This window comes from Rhodococcus sp. ARC_M6, assembly GCF_022810305.1.
Lineage (GTDB): Bacteria > Actinomycetota > Actinomycetes > Mycobacteriales > Mycobacteriaceae > Rhodococcus_F.
Genome location: NZ_JALGQH010000006.1, coordinates 120,770 through 140,467, shown reverse-complemented (window position 1 = coordinate 140,467; position 19,698 = coordinate 120,770). Strand labels below are relative to the sequence as shown.

Here is a 19,698-nt window from a genome sequence, read left to right as displayed (position 1 = left end):
GTGACAGTGCCGAACAGTTCGCAATCGTCGTCGGAACCTTCGTCGCCGTCGTCGGATTCTTCCGCATCATCACAGCCTGGTGTTGCGCAGAGTGCACGACCGGCTCACCCGATCAACACGGACATTGCAGTTCTGGCGGAGTTGTCCGGGGCCCGCCTCGACTGGCTTCATGTCGAGTGGATGGGCGCCGCGACGGCAGTCGACGTCGTCTCCGGCGTTGATCTGCGGGCTCAGGGAATTGTGCCGGGAGATCTGTTTGCGGCGTTGCCGGGTGCTCGCTCGCACGGCGCCGAGTTCGCCGGAGATGCACTTGCTCGCGGAGCTGCCGCGATCTTGACGGACGAAGCCGGGCTGGGTGTGCTTCGCGCATCTGCCCCGAAGATCGACCGGCCCGTGAGAATTTTGGTGCATCCGAAGCCGCGTGACGTGCTCGGCGAGATTTCGGCCGAAATTTACGGCCGACCGTCGGAGAAAATGCAGGTCATCGGCATTACCGGGACGTCGGGTAAGACCACGACGTCATATTTGCTCGAAGCTGCGCTGGCCGGCGCCGGGCGTAAGCCGGGCTTGGTGGGAACTATCGAGACCCGGATCGACGGACGCCACGTGCCGAGCGCCCTCACCACGCCGGAAGCGCCGCAGCTGCATGCGTTGTTCGCCGTCATGGCGGAGCAGGGTATCGACACCGTCGTGATGGAAGTGTCGAGTCACGCTCTTTCGCTCGGGCGCGTCGACGGTATCCGCTTCGACATCGGCGCATTCACCAATCTTTCACAGGACCACCTGGACTTTCACCGAGATTTCGAAGAGTACTTCGAGGCAAAAGCTCGACTGTTCGATCCGCAGTCGACTGTTCGGGCCGACCGTTCCGTCATCTGCGTCGATGATGTCTGGGGTCGCCGGATGGCGGAACTCGTATCCGCCGATGCTCTGACTACAGTGTCGACTTCCGAGTCCGACGCCGATTGGAATGTCGGATCGGTCGAGGTTGCCGTCGACGGTTCGCAGACTTTCGATCTGATGGGACCGGATGGGCAGTCCTCGCCGGTGTCGTTGCGGCTGCCCGGGCGATACAACGTTGCGAATGCTGCCCTCGCGCTGACCATTTGCGTTGCCGCCGATATCGATCTGTCTGCGGCAGTAGCGGCAGTGGGAGTAGTGGATGTTCCCGGCCGCGTCCAGCGCATCGATCGTGGCCAAGGATTCCTCGCCGTCGTCGACTACGCGCACAAGCCCGCTGCGCTGGAAGCGGTCATTGCGACGCTGCGAAATCAGGTCTCCGGTCGAGTCGGGGTCGTTGTCGGTGCCGGTGGCGACCGAGATTCCGGCAAGCGTGCGCTCATGGGTGAAGCGAGCGCGCGCGGCAGCGATCTACTGATCGTCACGGACGACAATCCGAGGACTGAAGTGCCCGCTACAATTCGCGCCGCAGTGATGGCGGGTGCGCTGGCGGTTCCGGAATCCGAGCGAGGGGTGGTGCTCGAGGTGGGGGATCGCGCCGAGGCGATCGAACAAGCTGTTCGTTGGGCACAGCCCGGCGACGTAGTACTGGTGGCCGGTAAAGGTCACGAAACTGGTCAGGAAATCGACGGGGTCAAGCATCCTTTCGATGACCGCGAGGTGCTGGGCGAGATGATCGACCGGATCGTCGTCAACACAGCACATGGAGGCAAGAAATGATCCCGATGACGCTCTCTCGGATTGCCGAGATCGTCGGAGGAACCCTGCACGACGTCGACGATCCGTCGGCGACTGTGACGGGGACCGTCGAATTCGATTCTCGCAGAATAGGTCCGGGCGGACTCTTTCTGGCGCTGCCCGGAGCCCGCGTCGACGGTCACGAGCACGCCGGTGCGGCAGTCGCGGCCGGCGCAGTGGCGGTGTTGGCAGCCCGGCCGGTGGGAGTGCCGGCAATCGTGGTGGCACGACAAGCGTCCACCGGTCCGAGTGCGGTGATGGCTCTCGAACATGACGCGGACGGCAGTGGTGCGGCGGTGCTGCGCGCGCTGGGCTTGCTGGCGCGAGCAGTCGTCGACACGTTGTCGGCCGAGAACGGTCTGACCGTCGTCGGAATCACCGGTTCCGCCGGGAAGACGTCCACCAAGGATCTTGTTGCCGCAGTATTGCGCGGGTCCGGTGAGGTTGTCGCCCCGCCGGGTTCGTTCAACAACGAATTGGGACACCCGTGGACCGCGTTGCGCGCCGACGAGCAAACAGACTTTCTGGTGCTGGAAATGTCGGCCCGGGGTCTCGGACACATCGCGGAATTGGCACAGATCGCACCGCCCAAGATCGGTGTCGTCTTGAATGTGGGTACCGCGCACCTCGGTGAGTTCGGCTCCCGAGAAGCCATCGCGACCACAAAAGGTGAACTGGTAGAAGCTCTTCCGTCCGCATCCGACGGTGGTGTCGCGATTCTCAACGCCGATGATCGTATGGTCGCGGCCATGGCGTCCCGTACCGATGCGCGTGTGGTGCTGGTCGGCCAATCCGAAGGTGCCCACGTGCGGGCAACGGACGTGACGGTCGACGATCAAGCCCGAGCGAGCTTCACGCTGAATTCGGACCAGGGTACGGCGCGAATCCGTCTGGCCGTCCACGGCGAACATCAGGTCGGAAATGCGCTCGCTGCTGCAGCGGTAGCCCTGGAAAACGGCGTCTCGGTCGCGGATATCGCTCGCATCCTCGAAGACACCAAGGCAGCGTCGGCCCGGCGCATGGAGGTCACCGACCGCAGTGACGGCGTCACCGTCATCAACGACAGCTACAACGCCAACCCGGAGTCGATGCGCGCTGCGCTCAAGGCTCTGGTGTCGATGGCGCGCTCGGATCGACACTTCGGCCGTCGAAGCTGGGCAGTGCTCGGCGAGATGGCAGAACTCGGCCCCGAATCCGTGATCGAACACGATGCGATCGGCAGGCTCGCCGTGCGTCTCGATGTCAGCAAGCTGATCGTGGTCGGCACCGGTCGTACGGCTCGCGCGATGAATCAGGGCGCCGTGATGGAGGGTTCCTGGGGCGACGAGTCCGTAGTGGTCCCCGACGCCGCGGCTGCCGTGGCGATCCTCGAATCGGAACTTGCGCCCGGTGACCTGGTGTTGGTCAAGGCATCTCAGTCGATCGGTCTCTGGACAGTGGCCGAGGCGGTTCTGGCGCAGAAGCAGGTGTCGGAGTGATTCAAATTCTGCTGGCCGCCGGCATATCGCTCGCGGTCTCGATCATGCTCACCCCGATTCTGATCAAAGCGTTCGCCAAACAGGGATTCGGTCAGGAGATCCGGACCGAAGGCCCGGCCAGTCACCAGGCGAAGCGTGGAACCCCGACGATGGGCGGTGTCGCGATCCTCGCCGGAATCTGGGCGGGCTACTTCGGCACTCACCTCATCGGAATGGGTATCGACGGGGCGAGTGGACCGTCGGCGTCGGGGCTACTTGTTCTCGGCCTGACCACGGCGCTCGGTGGTGTCGGGTTCCTCGACGATTTCATCAAGATTCGCAAGCAACGCAACCTCGGGCTGAACAAGACGGCCAAGCTCGTCGGACAGTTTGTCGCCGCAGTGATCTTCGGCATCCTCGCGTTGCAGTTCCGCGGTGCCGACGGCTTGACTCCGGGCAGCGTTCATCTGTCTTACGTTCGTGACATTGCGACGGTATCTCTCGGTTCCGTCGTGTTCATCGCGTTCTGTTACCTGCTGGTCAGTGCCTGGTCCAACGCGGTCAACCTCACCGACGGTCTGGACGGACTGGCCGCGGGAGCAATGAGTTTCGTTCTCGGCGCGTACGTCATCATCACCTTCTGGCAGTTCCGAAATTCGTGCGAGACCAGTCCGGTCAAGGGCTGCTACGACGTTCGTGACCCGCTCGACCTTGCGTTGATCTGTGCTGCCGGCGCGGGTGCGTGCATCGGGTTCCTGTGGTGGAACGCGGCCCCGGCCAAGATCTTCATGGGGGACACCGGTTCGCTGGCACTCGGCGGCATGCTTGCCGGACTGTCGATCACCACGAACACCGAATTGTTGATGGTTGTCATCGGCGCACTGTTCGTCGCTGAGGCCGCATCGGTGGTGATCCAGGTAGCGGTATTCAAGTCCAGTCGCCGAAGGGTCTTCCGAATGGCTCCGTTCCACCATCACTTCGAGCTTGCCGGGTGGGCGGAAACCACGGTCATCATCAGATTCTGGTTGCTGGCCGCAATCGCGTCGGCAATCGGGTTGGCGCTCTTCTACAGCGAGTTCCTCGCAGCCATCGGAGGCTGACCGTGACCAACTCTGTGGACTCGACCAACTCTGGGGAGTCAATGAACGATCTGAGTTGGCTTCGCGGACAAAGAGTATTGGTTGCCGGTGGCCGAGTCTCCGGCCAGGCGACCATCGAACCGCTGGTAGCCCTCGGCGCCGTGGTGACGGTCGCCGATTCCACGCTGGATTTTGCAGATCGTTGTGCCGAACTCGGTGCCGATACGGTCACCACCGCCTCGATCGAGGCAGATCAGAATTTGATCAAGCAGTATGCGCTCGTCGTGACGAGTCCAGGTTTCCGGCCGGACGCGCCGATTCTTGCGGCAGCCGCCGGTCACGGAATTCCGATCTGGGGCGACGTCGATTTGTCGTGGCGGGTCGATCACTGCGGTCTGTACGGACCGCCGCGAAAGTGGCTCGTCGTCACGGGAACCAACGGCAAGACGACAACAACGTCGATGCTCGCCTCGATTCTGGACGCTGCAGGTCTCGAAGGGCGCGCATGCGGCAATATCGGTCTGCCGGTGTTGGAAGCGTTGAAGGATACGTCGCCTCGCGTCGACTACCTGGCCGTTGAGCTGTCGTCGTTCCAATTGCACTGGGCCCCTTCGGTGCGCCCTGATGCCGGCGTAGTTCTCAATGTCGCTGAAGACCACCTGGATTGGCACGGCGGCATGGCCGCGTATGCCGAGGCGAAGGCACGGGCGCTCAGTGGCAAGGTCGCGGTCGTCGGGCTTGACGACGCCATTGCCGCGAAATTGGGCCGTGCTGCTTCGGCCGACGTCGTCGTGGGATTCCGATTGGGTGCTCCGGCAGACGGAGAGTTGGGTGTTGCAGACGGGTTTCTCGTCGACAACGCATTCGGGGCCGGCGTGCAACTGGCCGAGGCTGTGGATATCGATCCGCCCGGTCCGGCCGGGATCATGGACGCACTGGCCGCTGCCGCGCTTGCCCGGGCTGTCGGGATCGGTGCCGGCGCCGTTCGAGCTGGGTTGGCAGCTCATCAGGTAGGACCGCATCGTGGCGCAGTTGTCGGCACGGTCGGTTCTGTGGTCTTCGTCGACGATTCCAAGGCGACCAATCCGCATGCCGCCCGGCCGTCGATCCTGGCGCACGAACGTGTGGTGTGGATTGCCGGTGGACTGCTCAAGGGTGCCAGTGTCGACGAGTTGGTGGCTGAGGTCGGCAGCAGGCTAGCCGGCGCAGTGCTGCTGGGAAGTGATGCCGGTGAGATCGAGCAGGCGTTGTCGCGACACGCGCCCGAGGTCCCCGTCGTCCGTGTGGGGACGGAGGACGATGCAGAGGTGAACAAAATTCACTGCTCGTCGACGAAGTTCGTGACATTGCCTTCGGGATCCGACGCGGATGCGGTGATGGCGGCCGTGGTCGGCGAGGCCGCGGCGTTGGCAGTGGTATCGGTACAGCCCGGCAGTGCGGTGGTCTTGGCACCCGCAGCTGCGTCGTTGGACATGTTCGACAGCTACGGCCATCGAGGCAACAGTTTTGCGGCAGCCGTCGCGGAGCTGGCCGATCAGCCACCCGGATCAGTGAGCGACGCCGGAAACACGCAATGACTCAGGGTCCCAAGACCCGAATCGGTGCCTGGTTGGCGCGGCCGTTGGCGTCGTTCCATCTGGTGATCACGATTGCCGTGATGCTGACGGTCTTGGGCCTGGTGATGGTGCTGTCCGCGTCGGGTGTCGAGCAATTTACAAGCGGTGGCTCAGCCTATTCGTTGTTCATTCAGCAGTTGATCTTCGCGGTGCTGGGTTCGGTACTTTTTTATGTGGCCTTGAGGATTCCGGCCCGCACGCTTCGACGATTCTCGTTTCCGGTTTTTGCCGTCGTTTTGGTAATGCTTGTGCTGGTACTTATTCCGGGAATCGGCACCGCCGCTCAGGGTGCGCGTCGATGGTTCACAGTGGGCGGGTTCTCGCTTCAACCGTCAGAGCTCATGAAAGTTGTGCTCGCAATTTGGGGCGCGCACTTGCTTGCGTCGAGGAGACCTGGCGACAATTCGGTTCGCTCGATCCTGATCCCGCTGGTGCCGGCCGCGCTCCTGGTGTTCGCCTTGGTTGTCGCGCAACCGAACCTGAGTACGACGATCGCTTTGGGCATTATCGTCGGTGCACTCTTGTGGTTCGGCGGTCTTCCGTTGAAATTGTTCGGAACTATTGCCGTGACCGGTGTCGTACTCGCCGGAACCCTGGCATTGACCGCTGGATACCGATCGGACCGGGTCAAGTCGTTCTTCAATCCCAGTGACGACCTTCAAGGTGGCAATTACCAAGCGAAGCAAGCTCTGTATTCGCTCGCTGACGGCAGGATCTTCGGTGTGGGGTTGGGGCAGAGTGCCGCTAAATGGAATTATCTGCCCAACGCGCACAACGACTTCATCTTTGCGATCATCGGCGAGGAACTAGGGTATGTCGGTTGTCTCGTCGTGCTCGGACTCTTCGCGGGGTTTGTCTACACCGGCTTGCGTATCGCGGCTCGAAGTATCGATCCGTTCTGGCGACTGCTTTCCGCCACGGCAACCACGTGGATCGTCGGTCAAGCGATGATCAATATCGGATATGTGATCGGATTGCTCCCCGTGACGGGCCTTCAGTTGCCTCTGGTCTCCGCGGGCGGTTCGTCGCTGGCGATCACGTTATTCATGTTCGGCATCATTGCGAACGCGGCGCGTCACGAACCCGAAGCCATCGCAGCCCTGCAATCCGGTCAGGACGGTAAGATTTCCAGGCTCCTGCGGTTGCCCATGCCGGTTCCGTACCGGGCTTCCGGCGGCGTTCGTCGTGCTGCCCCGCAGCGTCGAAACGAGCCGGCACGCCAGGCAGGGCAGAATGGACGACGTCGGCAGGCGCCGACTCGGAACACACAGGACCCACAAGATATTCGAGAGCGAGGAATTCGTAGGTGAGCGGCAAAAATTCGGCCCTGTCGGTAGTAGTGGCCGGAGGAGGAACAGCCGGTCATATCGAGCCAGCTCTGGCAGTAGCGGACGCAGTGAAAGCTCTGGCTCCCGACACCGTGATCACAGCGCTCGGGACGGCCCGAGGTCTGGAAACGACGTTGGTACCGGCCCGCGGATACACCCTCGAACTGATCCCGCCGGTCCCACTGCCCCGTAAGCCGACGATGGATCTGGTGAAACTCCCGATGCGGCTTCGGGCCTCGGTCCGTAAGACGCGCGAGGTCCTCGACGCCGTCGATGCGGACGTCATCGTGGGTTTCGGTGGATATGTGGCGTTGCCCGCGTACCTCGCTGCGCGCGGTGGGTTGCTTCGACGCCGCCGCAATATCCCGATTGTCATTCACGAAGCCAATGCCAGTGCCGGGATTGCGAACAAGATCGGCGCGCGACTTGCAACGCGGGTTCTGGCTGCGGTGCCGGGATCAGGTGTGAAGAATCGCGGCGCCGAGGATGCCGACATCGTGGGGATTCCGGTTCGGGCGTCCATCGCGAATTTCGACCGCGCGGGCTTGCGTTCGCAGGCTCGGGAGTACTTCGGGCTTCCGCAGGACGGGCCGGTTCTGCTGGTGTTCGGAGGTTCGCAGGGCGCCGCATCACTGAACGATGCAGTCAGCGGAGCGGCTCAGGCTCTGGCAGATGCCGGAATCTCCGTGTTGCATGCGCACGGACCCAAGAACTCGCTTGTCGTCACGCAGCATTCGGCGTCGGCGCCGTATGTTGCTGTTCCGTACCTGTCTCGGATGGACCTCGCGTATGCGGCCGCCGACGCAACGATTTGCCGTTCCGGTGCCATGACGGTTGCCGAGGTGTCGGCCGTTGGACTACCGGCCGTGTACGTCCCGTTGCCACACGGAAACGGGGAGCAGGAACTCAATGCAAAACCTGTGGTCGCCGCGGGCGGCGCGATGATCGTCAGTGACGCTGAACTGACCCCGGCATTTGTAGCAGCCACGGTCGTGCCATTGCTTGTCGACGCGCCGCGTCTGCAGGAGATGAGTGACGGTGCCAGCGGCCTCGGGCACAGAACAGCCGCCACGGAAATTGCGCGAATCGTGCTGGAAACAGCGGAACGCCACAACACAGCAGTAAGCAACAACACTAGGGGAAACCGATGACCGCGCTGCCCGCCCACCTCGAGCGAGTACACATGGTGGGAATAGGTGGTGCCGGCATGTCCGGCATCGCACGAATTTTGTTGTCCCGCGGCGGACTCGTGTCAGGGTCGGACGCGAAGGAAAGCCGTGGCGTGTTGGCGTTGCGGGCGCGCGGAGCGCAAGTCCGTATCGGTCACGACGCCGACGCACTCGACTTGTTGCCCGGTGGGCCCACCGTAGTTGTCACTACGCATGCAGCCATTCCCAAGGACAACCCCGAACTCGTCGAGGCAGCACGTCGTGGGATTCCGGTGATTCTCCGGCCGGCGGTTCTCGCGTCGTTGATGGAGGGAAACCGCACGTTCCTGGTTTCGGGTACTCACGGTAAGACGTCGACGACGTCGATGCTGGTGGTTGCGTTGCAGCACTGCGGTTTCGACCCGTCGTTCGCAGTGGGTGGCGAACTCAACGAAGCCGGCACCAATGCGCACCACGGCAGTGGGGATGTTTTCGTGGCCGAGGCCGACGAGAGCGACGGGTCGCTACTGCAGTACGACCCCGACGCGATAGTCGTGACAAATATCGAAGCTGATCACCTGGATTACTTCGGAAGTGTCGAGAATTACGTTCAGGTATTCGACGATTTTGTCGACAAGCTTGCTCCTGGCGGACTGCTGATCGCGTGCCTCGACGACGAGGGTTCTGCGGATCTTGCGAAGCGCATAGTTGCATCCGGCCGCAAAGACATTCGGGTTATCGGCTACGGCAGTGCGGATGTCGATGCCGCTGACGCCTTCGAGCCTGTCGACGGAGTTGAGGTGGGCGTGCGCCTACTCGATTTCCGTGCCCACGACGTAGGTGGTGTACTTCAATTCCAGTTGGCCGGAGAAGCGGCTGCGCGGACGGTGCGCATGGCGGTTCCGGGACGGCATATGGCGTTGAATGCGCTTGCCGCACTCTTGGCTGCCCAAGACGCAGGCGCAGAAATCGACGAAATCGTCGAAGGTCTCGCCGGATTCGGGGGAGTGCACCGACGTTTCCAGTTCACCGGTCGTGAGCGCGGAGTGCGAGTATTCGACGACTATGCGCACCATCCCACCGAGGTGCGTGCCGTGCTGAGTGCGGCGGCGGATCTCGTTCGCCCGCAGGATGATTCGTCGGTATCGAATTCTGCGGCCGGTCGGGTAATCGTGGTATTCCAGCCGCACCTGTATTCGCGGACGGCTACCTTCGCTACGGAGTTCGCGGCTGCGTTGGACCTGGCCGACGAGGTGGTCGTGCTCGACGTCTACGGCGCCCGTGAAGAGCCGATGCCCGGTGTCAGTGGGGCTTTGGTGGCCCAGTCGGTCACCAAGCCTGTTCACTATCAGCCTGATCTGTCGCTGGCGCCGCGCCAGGTTGCCGGGCTCGCGCACCCGGGCGACATCGTCATCACGATGGGTGCGGGTGATGTCACGATGTTGGGCAAGCAGATTCTCGATGCGCTGCGCACGGCTCCTCATCAGGCTCAGCGCACCCAGTCGCAATGAGTCCTGACGCACGCAGCCACCGTGGTCGTCGTGATCCGGGTGCGCGGCGGGCCACGAGCACACGTCGGCGAAGCACTCGAACCGAATCCCGCTATTCGACGCGAGTAGCTGCGCCGGCCGCGGCACCGGAGCCCACGCCGAAGGGTCCGTGGTTCAAGCGACCCGTGATCATGCTGCCGTTCGCGACAGTGGTCGTCGTCGGGCTTTTACTGACAGCGTGGCTGTCTCCGGTGCTTTCGGTACGCGGCACCGAGGTCTGGGGAGCGACGACGGTCGATGAGGCGCAGATTCTCGACTTGCTGGCGATACCTGCCGGCCAGCCGCTGATGCGGGTGGACACAGGCTCGGCTGCGGCTCGGGTTGCGGCCATACCCAAGGTGGCGTCGGCGCGGGTGCAGCGAATGTATCCGTCGACCATTCGCGTGACGGTGACCGAACGCGTGCCGGTCGTGTTCATCGATTCTCCGGAAGGCGCGCATTTTCTGGACGAAACGGGCGTCGATTTCGAGATCGGTGTTCCGCCGCCAGGTGTGCCGCGATTGGTGACGGCAACACCGGGGTGGAACGATCCGTCGACGTTGGCTGCGTTGAATGTCCTTGCTGCCTTGCCGCCGGAGCTACGTTTCCAAGTGGGAGAGGTTGCGGCGCGGTCGATTTCGGATGTGTCGTTGACTCTGGTGGACGGACGAGTGGTCAACTGGGGAGGCGTCGAGAAGTCTGATCGTAAGGCCGCGGTGACGCTTCCGCTGCTGACTCAGCCGGGTCAGACCTACGACGTGTCGAGTCCTGATCTTCCGACGGTGCGCTAGCTTGCGTCGAACTAGAGTGTATTTACGTCAAATACTTCCGTCTGTCTCGGCGCGCCTAATGGCGGATCGTGACGTCGATGCATAGCGTTTGGTTTCAGATCGAGTACTTGACATAACTCTAACCCTGTGGTTGAGGTTGAGAGTTGAGATTTCAGCGTTACCCAGCTTCATCCAGCAATAGACAAACAATGCGTAATACGACACGGAAGGCGAGAGCCGATGACGCCCCCGCATAACTACCTCGCCGTAATCAAGGTCGTCGGCATCGGCGGCGGCGGCGTGAACGCAGTCAACCGCATGATCGAACAGGGACTCAAGGGAGTCGAGTTCATCGCGGTCAACACGGACGCGCAAGCCCTCCTGATGAGTGACGCCGACGTCAAACTCGACGTCGGTCGCGAACTGACCCGCGGTCTCGGTGCCGGTGCCGATCCTGAGGTCGGCCGCAAGGCTGCCGAGGATCACAAGGACGAGATCGAAGAAGTCATCAAGGGCGCCGATATGGTGTTCGTGACCGCTGGTGAAGGCGGTGGAACCGGAACCGGTGGCGCCCCTGTCGTCGCGGCTATCGCCCGGAAGTTGGGCGCACTGACGGTCGGCGTCGTGACGCGGCCGTTTTCCTTCGAAGGCAAGCGCCGTGGTGGCCAGGCCGACGCGGGAATTCAGCAATTGCGAGAGTCGTGCGACACGCTCATCGTCATCCCCAACGATCGCCTGCTCCAGCTCGGTGACGCGGCTGTCAGTCTGATGGATGCGTTCCGTAGCGCCGACGAGGTTCTCCTCAACGGCGTTCAGGGCATCACCGACCTGATCACCACTCCCGGACTGATCAACGTGGACTTCGCGGACGTGAAGGGCGTTATGTCCGGTGCCGGTAGCGCACTCATGGGTATCGGCTCGTCCCGCGGCGAAGGCCGAGCGATCAAAGCCGCTGAGTCCGCGATCAACTCGCCGCTTCTCGAAGCATCGATGGAAGGCGCCCGCGGCGTTCTGTTGTCGATCGCCGGTGGCAGCGATCTCGGCCTGTTCGAGATCAACGAAGCGGCTACGCTCGTGCAGGAAGCTGCACACATCGACGCCAACATCATCTTCGGAACAGTCATCGACGATTCACTCGGCGACGAAGTTCGTGTGACAGTCATCGCTGCCGGTTTCGACGGCGGTGCGCCTGCGCGTCGTCCGGTCGAGTCGGGTGCGCCTGGCCGTGGATCCATCGGCGCCGGCCGTGCGGGCGAGGTCGGACGTTCGCCCGTAGCGGCGGAATCCCCTGTGGAGCAGCAGGTTCCGGTTGCGCGTGAGCCCATCGGCGGGGGCTCGCTGCCGCCGCTCGACGGCCCGCGTCACGCACCACAGCCGGAAGATGACGGCGACGACGACGTCGACGTTCCCGTCTTCATGCGTCGCTGACAACAGCGCCGCGCACAGTCTCGAGGTCAGGGTATCCAGTTTTCTGGGTACCCTGTTCTTGACTGATCCTTTCTTCATCCAGGAACTGCACCCGGATCATGTCCCATGTAGCAGTGAACATTCGACGTTTGTGAGCACAAAATCTTGAGTACCGAGAAGTCGACCGCTAATTTTCGAGTCCGCCGCGTCGTGACGAGTCGAGCAGGCGGTGTTTCACAGGCGCCGTACGACTCGTTCAACCTCGGTGACCATGTTGGAGACAACGCCGACGCCGTCGAGTCCAATCGTCGGCGCCTCGCGCAGGAAATCGGCGTCGAGCCGAATCACCTTGTCTGGATGGAACAAATCCATTCGCGCAACGTCACTGTCGTGACGGAGCCGACGAATGAGGTCATTGCGGTGACCGATGCTCTGGTCACCACCGTCCCCGGGTTGGCTCTCGCGACGCTCAGCGCCGACTGTGTTCCGGTCTTGCTGTCCGACGAACAAGCCGGAGTGATCGCCGCGATTCATGCCGGCCGGATCGGCGCTCGTATCGGAATCGTGCCGCGTGTGCTGGCTGAGATGGTGCGCCAGGGTGCCGACGTTTCCCGGATTGGGGCCTTCCTCGGACCGGCCGCCAGCGGTCGCCAGTACGAGGTCCCCGCTTCGATGCGCGCGGATGTGGAAAAGCACTTGCCGGGCAGTGCAACTCGCACGGCAAAGGGAACTCCCGGACTCGACCTCCGGGCCGGAATCCGCAAGCAACTCCTCGATGCCGGTGTCAAGGGCGTCGCCGAGGATCCTCGTTGCACCATCGAGGACAAAGCACTGTTCAGTCATCGTCGCGAGTCACTGACCGGACGTCAGGCCGCAGTGATCTGGATGGATCCGATCGCACCGGCCGAATCTCCGGTCGCGTCCGCACCAGCCGAATCCGCAGCTGCGGAAACCGACTAGGTCATTCGTATGAACGACGACGCCGATTCTTCGCGAGTAGCCGACATCGCGTCGGCGCTCGACTCGGTCCGGGCCAGGCTGGCGGCGGCGTGTGTCGCTGCCGGTCGGCCCACCGCCGACGTGAAACTCCTGCCGGTGACAAAGTATTTTCCGGCATCGGATGCGCGAATTCTCTACGACTTGGGTTGCCGTGAGTTCGGGGAGTCCCGAGAGCAGGAAGCGATCACGAAGGTCGCGGAATTCGACGCTGTGACGCGTACTGATTCCGCCGAGCTTGTTCGCTGGCACATGATCGGCCAGTTGCAGCGGAACAAGGCGCGATCCGTCGCCAAGTGGGCCTACGCAATTCATTCCGTTGACAGCCCCCGGCTGGCCGCTGCCCTCGATCGTGGGGCACTCGGCGCGCTTGACGACAATGATCGCACCTCGCCACTGCGAGTGCTGATCCAAGTCAGTCTCGACGGAGACCCCTCGCGTGGCGGTGTCACTCTCGAAGAATTGGCACCTCTCGCAGACAAGATCGAGACAGCAGAAGGTCTGGATTTCGCCGGCCTGATGGCCGTTCCGCCGCTGGGTACAGATCCCGACGAGCAGTTCTCGATCCTGCACGACGCGCATCGAGCGCTCCTCGAGTCACACCCGAAGGCAATCGAATTGTCGGCCGGTATGACCGGTGATCTGGAGGCCGCAGTTCGCCACGGATCGACATGCGTGCGTGTCGGAACCGCACTGCTCGGCTCACGACCAGTAACCTCGAAATGATCGCTCAGGTGATCGCCCAACCCGTCCACACCGCTGCGACCGGTCGCAGTCGGATTGATTCCGCCGCGCCAAGGAAGGTCGATCAATGAGCAACCTGCACAAGTTCAAGGCTTACTTCGGCATGGTTCCCCTCGATGACTACGAGGACGAGTACGTGGAGGAGCCCGACCAGGCTCGTCGCGCACCTCGTCGTAGTCACGATGGTTACGCCGAACGCGATGACCGAGAGTTCGCCGAGCCGGCGTTCTCGAAGGCCGGTTACGCACCCAGTCGTCGTGAAGAGGAAGAAGCCGATTTCGATCGTTACGATTCGCGTCCGCGCATCGATGCAGTCGGAAGCCGCGCGCCGCGCCCCTCGATGGCACCGCGCCCGGCGAGTCGCGGAAACCTTGCAGTCGACGCTCGTGCCGAGCGCCCCGAGGTTCGCCGCGCTCCTGTAGTCGACGACGGCGGCCCGCTGGCGAAGATCACGACGCTGCGCCCGCAGAGTTACGCCGAAGCCCGGACCATCGGTGAGCGATTCCGCGACGGAACACCCGTCATCATGGATTTGGTCGACATGAGCAATGCCGACGCAAAGCGACTGGTCGATTTTGCCGCCGGTCTTGCATTTGCCCTGCGCGGTTCGTTCGACAAGGTCGCCACCAAGGTGTTTCTTCTCTCACCGGCTGACATCGATGTGTCGGCCGAGGAGCGTCGTCGCATCGCGGAGACAGGCTTCTACAGCCAAAAATGATTCTCTCGATTACGGATAGCTCCCTGAACAGCGGAAACGCTGCGAATGTTGGTTGGCTGAAGCCCGTGCAGATGACCTCGATCGACGGCGTGCCCGCTCGTGATTCAGTGAGTTTGCGGAGCTCCGGTTTTGCTGCCGATGCAGGATGTCTGTTTTGGACGCCACGCAGAAGTCAGGCAGAGTGAGGGTGTGAGCGCGCTTTTTGATGTGATCTATCTCGTGCTGGTGCTGTTCTGGCTTTTGCTGATCGGCAGAGTAATAGTCGAGTTCGTTCGTTCGTTCGCCAGAGACTGGCGACCGTCGGGAGTGGTCGCAGTCATTCTCGAAGCAGTTTTCACTATCACCGATCCGCCGGTGAAACTTCTTCGCAAGTTGATCCCTCCGATCAACTTGGGTGGAGTTCGCCTGGATCTATCCATCATGGTCTTGCTTTTCATCGTCATCATCCTGATGTCGGTTGTCGGCTCGGCGCGGTAGTAGAGCGGGTGTGCCAGAATGGAACCCATAGCTCGTGTGGCGGTTCGCCGCTACGTACACCGTGCTGTAGCTGAATGCTTGCTAGACCGCCTAATGACGCGTGAAGGGATCCTTCCATGCCGCAACTGACTCCAGCTGACGTGCACAACGTTGCGTTCAGCAAGCCGCCTATCGGCAAGCGTGGCTACAACGAAGACGAGGTCGACGCTTTTCTTGATCTCGTCGAGCAGGCACTGTCGCAGCTCATCGAAGAAAATGCAGATTTGCATCAGCGCGTAGGTGAGCTGGATCAGGAACTTGCCGCCGCGAAGAAGGCGCCCGCTGGTGCGCAGGCTGCTCCGGTTGCTCCGCAGCCCAAGCCTGAACCGGCTCGCGTGGTCGAGGCTCCCAAGCCCGCTCCCGTCGTGGCACCGGTCCCCGTGGCCGCAGCAGCTCCGGTACCGCAGAGCGCTGACACACACATGCAGGCAGCCAAGGTCCTCGGCCTGGCGCAGGAGATGGCTGATCGCCTCACCGGTGATGCCAAGGCGGAGTCCGAGCAGTTGCTCGGAAGCGCTCGTACCAACTCCGAGCAGCTGATGAGCGAAGCTCGCAGCAAGGCCGACGGCATGATCTCTGACGCGCGCAACAAGTCGGAAGCAATGCTCACCGACGCGCAGACTCGCTCCGAGACCCAGCTTCGTCAGGCTCAGGAGAAGGCCGATGCTCTCAAGGCAGACGCCGAGAAGAAGCACACCGAGATCATGGCGACGATCAACCAGCAGCGTTCGGTCCTCGAAGGCCGTATCGAGCAGCTCAAGACGTTCGAACGTGAGTACCGGGTGCGTCTCAAGTCCTACCTGGAATCGCAGCTCGAAGAGCTCGAACAGCGCGGTTCCGCAGTGCCGGTCGACGGTGGCCAGGAATCTTTCAGCCCGTCGTTCGCAAAGGGAAACAGCTGACCGAGAGATTCTCGACGGTCAGCGGCGACACCGGTAGAGGGTGACACGTGCTGGTCTCGACGATAGTTCTCGCTGCGGCAGGATTCGCGTTCCTGGTCATTGCTCTGGCAACCGGTTCGATTGTCTGGGCGTGGGCTTGTATCGCAATTTGCATCGCAGGTGCCGTTCTCTTGCTGGTCAGTGCGCTGACCAGCAAGAGGGCGGTTCTGCCGTTGGATGAGCCGGATCGGTCCGCTGTCTCCGGGGCCGGGCCGATCCCGGATTCCGGGGACGCGCCCGATTCTGCGCACACCGATGGCGGATCAGCGAATGAAAACGACGAGCATTAGACTGGTCGACACGAACACAGGCTAATTAGGATTTATCTGGCGATGAACCGGCTATCACCGGGGAGCCTTCGGAAGAACGGTGATTCAGTAGGCAATCGAGCCTGCCGGGCACTCAGTAGAACCGAACGGGTGAGCCCGTCACAGCTCGATCAGAGAGGTAACCGGAAGTCCGGAAGGTGAACGTCGCCGGATTCACGTGTTGCAAGCGGGGTGGTACCGCGGTACGTACGCAGATGCGCACTTATCGTCCCCGTGCCGAGTCGGACAGGCACGAGGAGATCGCAGTGGCGAGTAACGGGTACCCCAAAGTCGATTACGGCGTCCCCGCCGATACCGGGGTCAAGTTTCCGGTTCTGGAAGAAAAGGTCCTGAAAGAGTGGGCTGACGACGACACCTTCCGGGCGTCTGTTGCCAATCGCGACGGCAACGAGGAGTTCGTCTTCTACGACGGCCCGCCGTTCGCCAATGGTTTGCCCCACTACGGTCACTTGCTGACGGGCTACGTCAAGGACCTCGTGCCGCGTTTCCAGACCATGCGGGGCCGCAAGGTCGAACGCCGATTCGGTTGGGACTGCCACGGACTGCCGGCTGAGCTCGAGGCCGAGAAGCAGCTCGGCATCAAGGACAAGTCCGAGATCGACGTCATGGGTCTCGCCAAGTTCAACGACTACTGCAGGTCGTCGGTACTCAAGTACACCGATGACTGGCGTGAGTACGTCACCCGTCAGGCTCGCTGGGTCGATTTCGACAACGACTACAAGACCCTCGATATCGACTTCATGGAGTCGGTCATGTGGGCGTTCAAGGAACTTTTCGACAAGGGCCTGATCTACCAGGGATTCCGCGTCCTGCCGTACAGCTGGTACGAGCAGACGCCGCTGTCCAACCAGGAAACCAAGCTGGATGACGCGTACAAGATGCGTCAGGATCCGGCTGTCACGGTCGACATGCCGTTGGTGGCGCCGGGTTCGCCTCTCGACGGCGCCAACGCGATCATCTGGACCACGACGCCGTGGACGCTTCCTTCCAACTTGGCGACAGCGGTGCACCCCGAGATCGACTATGTCCAGGTACTCGGCTTGGACGGCAAGCGGTATGTGTTGGCGGAAGCTCGCGTCGGTCATTACGCGCGTGAGCTGGGGGAGGAGCCCGAGGTGGTTTCGCGCCACAAGGGCAGCGAACTCGTCGGATTGTCTTACACCCCGCCGTTCGATTTCTTTGTGGGACATCCGAATTCGCATGTCGTTTTGTCCGCCGACTATGTCACCGTGGATTCGGGAACCGGAATCGTCCACCTCGCACCAGCTTTCGGTGAAGAGGATATGGATGTCGCTACTGCCAACGGTATCGAGGTCGTTCAGCCTCTCGACGCTGGCGGAAAGTTCACGTCGATGGTGCCGACGTACGAGGGCTTGATGGTCTTCGATGCGAACCCGGTCATCATCAAGGATCTCAAGGCTGCCGGAAAGTTGTTGCGGCACGAGACGATTGAGCACTCGTACCCGCACAGTTGGCGCAGTGGTCAGCCGCTTATCTACATGGCAGTTCCGTCGTGGTTCGTTTCCGTCACCAAGTTCCGCGACCGCATGGTCGAGCTCAACCAGGGCATCACGTGGGTGCCCGACCATATCCGCGACGGCCAGTTCGGTAAGTGGCTCGAAGGTGCTCGCGACTGGAACATCAGCCGAAACCGCTACTGGGGCAGTCCGATCCCGGTGTGGATGTCCGACGATCCGCAGTACCCGCGCATGGATGTATACGGTTCGCTCGATCAGCTGGAGGCAGACTTCGGCGTGCGCCCGGCCGATCTGCACCGTCCGGTGATCGACGATTTGGTCCGTCCCAACCCGGACGACCCGACCGGCAAGTCGATGATGCGTCGGGTGCCCGAGGTTCTGGACTGCTGGTTCGAATCAGGTTCCATGCCGTTCGCTCAGGTTCACTACCCCTTCGAGAACCAGGATTGGTTCGAGACTCACTACCCCGGCGATTTCATCGTCGAGTACAACGGTCAGACGCGCGGCTGGTTCTACAACCTGCACGTGCTCGCTACCGCATTGTTTGATCGTCCCGCGTTCAAAACTGTTGTGGCACACGGCATCGTCCTCGGTGACGACGGATTGAAGATGAGCAAGTCCAAGGGCAACTACCCGGATGTCAAGGAGGTGTTCAACCGCGACGGCAGTGATGCCATGCGCTGGTTCCTGATGTCCTCGCCGATCCTGCGTGGTGGAAACCTTGTTGTCACCGAGCAGGGCATTCGCGAAGGTGTTCGCCAAGCGCTGCTGCCGCTGTGGAATGCCTGGAGCTTCCTACAGTTGTATGCACCGGAATCCGGTGTGTGGCGTACGGATTCGGAGAACATCCTCGACCAGTACATCTTGGCGAAGCTCGCGAGTACTCGCGATGTCATCACCGACGCTCTCGAGGCTAACGACATCTCCGGTGCCTGCGACGAATTGCGCTTGTTCTGTGATGCACTCACCAATTGGTATGTGCGACGCTCACGTTCACGTTTCTGGGATGAGGATCGCGACGCGATCGACACGCTCCACACTGTTCTCGAAGTAGTCACGCGTTTGGCTGCGCCGCTGCTGCCGTTGGTGTCCGAAGTGATCTGGCGCGGATTGACCGGTGAACGTTCGGTGCACCTGGCTGATTGGCCGGAGGCGTCGGAATTGCCGGCCAACCCTGAACTGGTTTCCGCGATGGATGACGTGCGTGTGGTCTGCTCCACCGTGCTGAGCCTGCGTAAGGCACAGAACCTGCGGGTTCGGTTGCCGCTGCCCGAGGTCACTGTCGCTGCGCCCGATTCTGAGCGTCTGCGTCCGTTCCTCGGCTTGATCGCCGACGAGGTCAACGTCAAGAAGGTCGATCTCACGGACGACGTCGACGCTCACGGTCGCTTCGAGATTGTGGTCAACGCGCGCGCTGCCGGCCCGCGTCTGGGCAAGTCCGTGCAGACCGTCATCAAGGCAGTGAAGGCCGGCGACTGGACCGAGAACGCCGACGGCGTTGTCGTCGCCGCCGGAATTGAACTCCTTCCGGAGGAGTACACGCAGAAACTGGTTGCAGCAGAACCTGATTCAACGGCTGCTCTTCCCGATGGCATCGGCCTGGTTGTTCTCGACTCGGCCGTGACCGAAGAGCTCGAGGCTGAGGGTTGGGCCAAGGACCGTGTCCGTGAATTGCAGGATGCACGCCGCAATGCCGGTCTCGCCGTGTCGGACCGCATCAAGGTCATCCTCGAGGTACCTGAGGATCGCAAGGACTGGGCACAGCGCCACGGTGACATGATCGCCGGTGAGGTTCTGGCGGTCGAATTCTCCGTCGGTGAGGCCGGTAGCGACGCTGTGGACCTCGCTGAGGGAATCCGCGCCGCGATCACGAAGGCCTGAGTACAAGTAGGCCTAATGCACGCTGACTCCGGTGCCCCGAAATGTGTCGGGGCGCCGGAGTAG

16 protein-coding genes are annotated in these 19,698 nt (G+C 62.0%); all 16 read left to right on the top strand.

The genetic code is table 11. The annotated features are described in order from the left end of the window. Nucleotides 1-6 precede the first annotated feature (6 nt). The 16 genes from MTX36_RS10065 to ileS all read left to right on the top strand — a co-directional run bounded on the left by MTX36_RS10065 (nt 7) and on the right by ileS (nt 19,635). Complete coding sequence (locus MTX36_RS10065; protein WP_374230462.1) at nt 7-1,680, top strand: UDP-N-acetylmuramoyl-L-alanyl-D-glutamate--2,6-diaminopimelate ligase; 1,674 nt, start codon at nt 7-9, stop codon at nt 1,678-1,680. Beyond that, the gene (murF, locus tag MTX36_RS10060) at nt 1,677-3,176 is read left to right on the top strand and encodes a UDP-N-acetylmuramoyl-tripeptide--D-alanyl-D-alanine ligase (protein ID WP_243619606.1); all 1,500 of its coding nucleotides are present in this window, start codon (nt 1,677-1,679) and stop codon (nt 3,174-3,176) included. The genes MTX36_RS10065 and murF overlap by 4 nt, the downstream gene beginning before the upstream one ends. Next, nucleotides 3,173-4,255, top strand: a complete 1,083-nt coding sequence (mraY, locus tag MTX36_RS10055) for a phospho-N-acetylmuramoyl-pentapeptide-transferase (RefSeq protein WP_094273696.1) — start codon at nt 3,173-3,175, stop codon at nt 4,253-4,255. The genes murF and mraY overlap by 4 nt, the downstream gene beginning before the upstream one ends. Before the next feature lie 41 nt (nt 4,256-4,296). Continuing rightward, the gene (murD, locus tag MTX36_RS10050) at nt 4,297-5,811 is read left to right on the top strand and encodes a UDP-N-acetylmuramoyl-L-alanine--D-glutamate ligase (protein WP_243619604.1); all 1,515 of its coding nucleotides are present in this window, start codon (nt 4,297-4,299) and stop codon (nt 5,809-5,811) included. Continuing rightward, nucleotides 5,808-7,160: a putative lipid II flippase FtsW gene (gene ftsW / locus MTX36_RS10045; RefSeq protein ID WP_243619603.1), complete on the top strand. Its 1,353-nt coding sequence runs from the start codon at nt 5,808-5,810 to the stop codon at nt 7,158-7,160. Before murD ends, ftsW begins: the two co-directional genes overlap by 4 nt. Further along, a complete protein-coding gene (gene murG, locus MTX36_RS10040) occupies nt 7,157-8,329 on the top strand; it encodes an undecaprenyldiphospho-muramoylpentapeptide beta-N-acetylglucosaminyltransferase (protein ID WP_243619601.1) in 1,173 nt (390 codons plus the stop codon). Before ftsW ends, murG begins: the two co-directional genes overlap by 4 nt. Beyond that, the gene (gene murC / locus MTX36_RS10035) at nt 8,326-9,837 is read left to right on the top strand and encodes a UDP-N-acetylmuramate--L-alanine ligase (protein ID WP_243619600.1); all 1,512 of its coding nucleotides are present in this window, start codon (nt 8,326-8,328) and stop codon (nt 9,835-9,837) included. Before murG ends, murC begins: the two co-directional genes overlap by 4 nt. Before the next feature lie 170 nt (nt 9,838-10,007). After that, the gene (locus MTX36_RS10030; RefSeq protein ID WP_374230461.1) at nt 10,008-10,646 is read left to right on the top strand and encodes a cell division protein FtsQ/DivIB; all 639 of its coding nucleotides are present in this window, start codon (nt 10,008-10,010) and stop codon (nt 10,644-10,646) included. A gap of 219 nt (nt 10,647-10,865) precedes the next feature. Continuing rightward, on the top strand, nt 10,866-12,053 hold the full coding sequence (gene ftsZ, locus MTX36_RS10025) for a cell division protein FtsZ (RefSeq protein WP_243619596.1): 1,188 nt from the start codon (nt 10,866-10,868) through the stop codon (nt 12,051-12,053). 141 nt (nt 12,054-12,194) lie between these two features. Further along, complete coding sequence (pgeF, locus tag MTX36_RS10020; protein ID WP_243619684.1) at nt 12,195-12,992, top strand: peptidoglycan editing factor PgeF; 798 nt, start codon at nt 12,195-12,197, stop codon at nt 12,990-12,992. Between the two features lie 9 nt (nt 12,993-13,001). Further along, the gene (locus MTX36_RS10015) at nt 13,002-13,754 is read left to right on the top strand and encodes a YggS family pyridoxal phosphate-dependent enzyme (RefSeq protein ID WP_243619594.1); all 753 of its coding nucleotides are present in this window, start codon (nt 13,002-13,004) and stop codon (nt 13,752-13,754) included. 85 nt (nt 13,755-13,839) lie between these two features. After that, nucleotides 13,840-14,490 carry a cell division protein SepF gene (locus MTX36_RS10010; RefSeq protein WP_094273689.1) on the top strand — a complete coding sequence of 217 codons (651 nt, stop codon included), beginning with the start codon at nt 13,840-13,842 and terminating at the stop codon, nt 14,488-14,490. A 189-nt stretch (nt 14,491-14,679) separates the two neighbouring features. Continuing rightward, nucleotides 14,680-14,967 carry a YggT family protein gene (locus MTX36_RS10005; protein WP_243619592.1) on the top strand — a complete coding sequence of 96 codons (288 nt, stop codon included), beginning with the start codon at nt 14,680-14,682 and terminating at the stop codon, nt 14,965-14,967. A gap of 116 nt (nt 14,968-15,083) precedes the next feature. Then, nucleotides 15,084-15,908 carry a DivIVA domain-containing protein gene (locus MTX36_RS10000; RefSeq protein ID WP_243619591.1) on the top strand — a complete coding sequence of 275 codons (825 nt, stop codon included), beginning with the start codon at nt 15,084-15,086 and terminating at the stop codon, nt 15,906-15,908. Nucleotides 15,909-15,955: 47 nt separating this feature from the next. Continuing rightward, on the top strand, nt 15,956-16,237 hold the full coding sequence (locus MTX36_RS09995) for a hypothetical protein (RefSeq protein ID WP_243619589.1): 282 nt from the start codon (nt 15,956-15,958) through the stop codon (nt 16,235-16,237). A 233-nt stretch (nt 16,238-16,470) separates the two neighbouring features. After that, nucleotides 16,471-19,635, top strand: a complete 3,165-nt coding sequence (ileS, locus tag MTX36_RS09990; RefSeq protein WP_243619588.1) for an isoleucine--tRNA ligase — start codon at nt 16,471-16,473, stop codon at nt 19,633-19,635. The last annotated feature ends 63 nt before the right edge of the window (nt 19,636-19,698 follow it).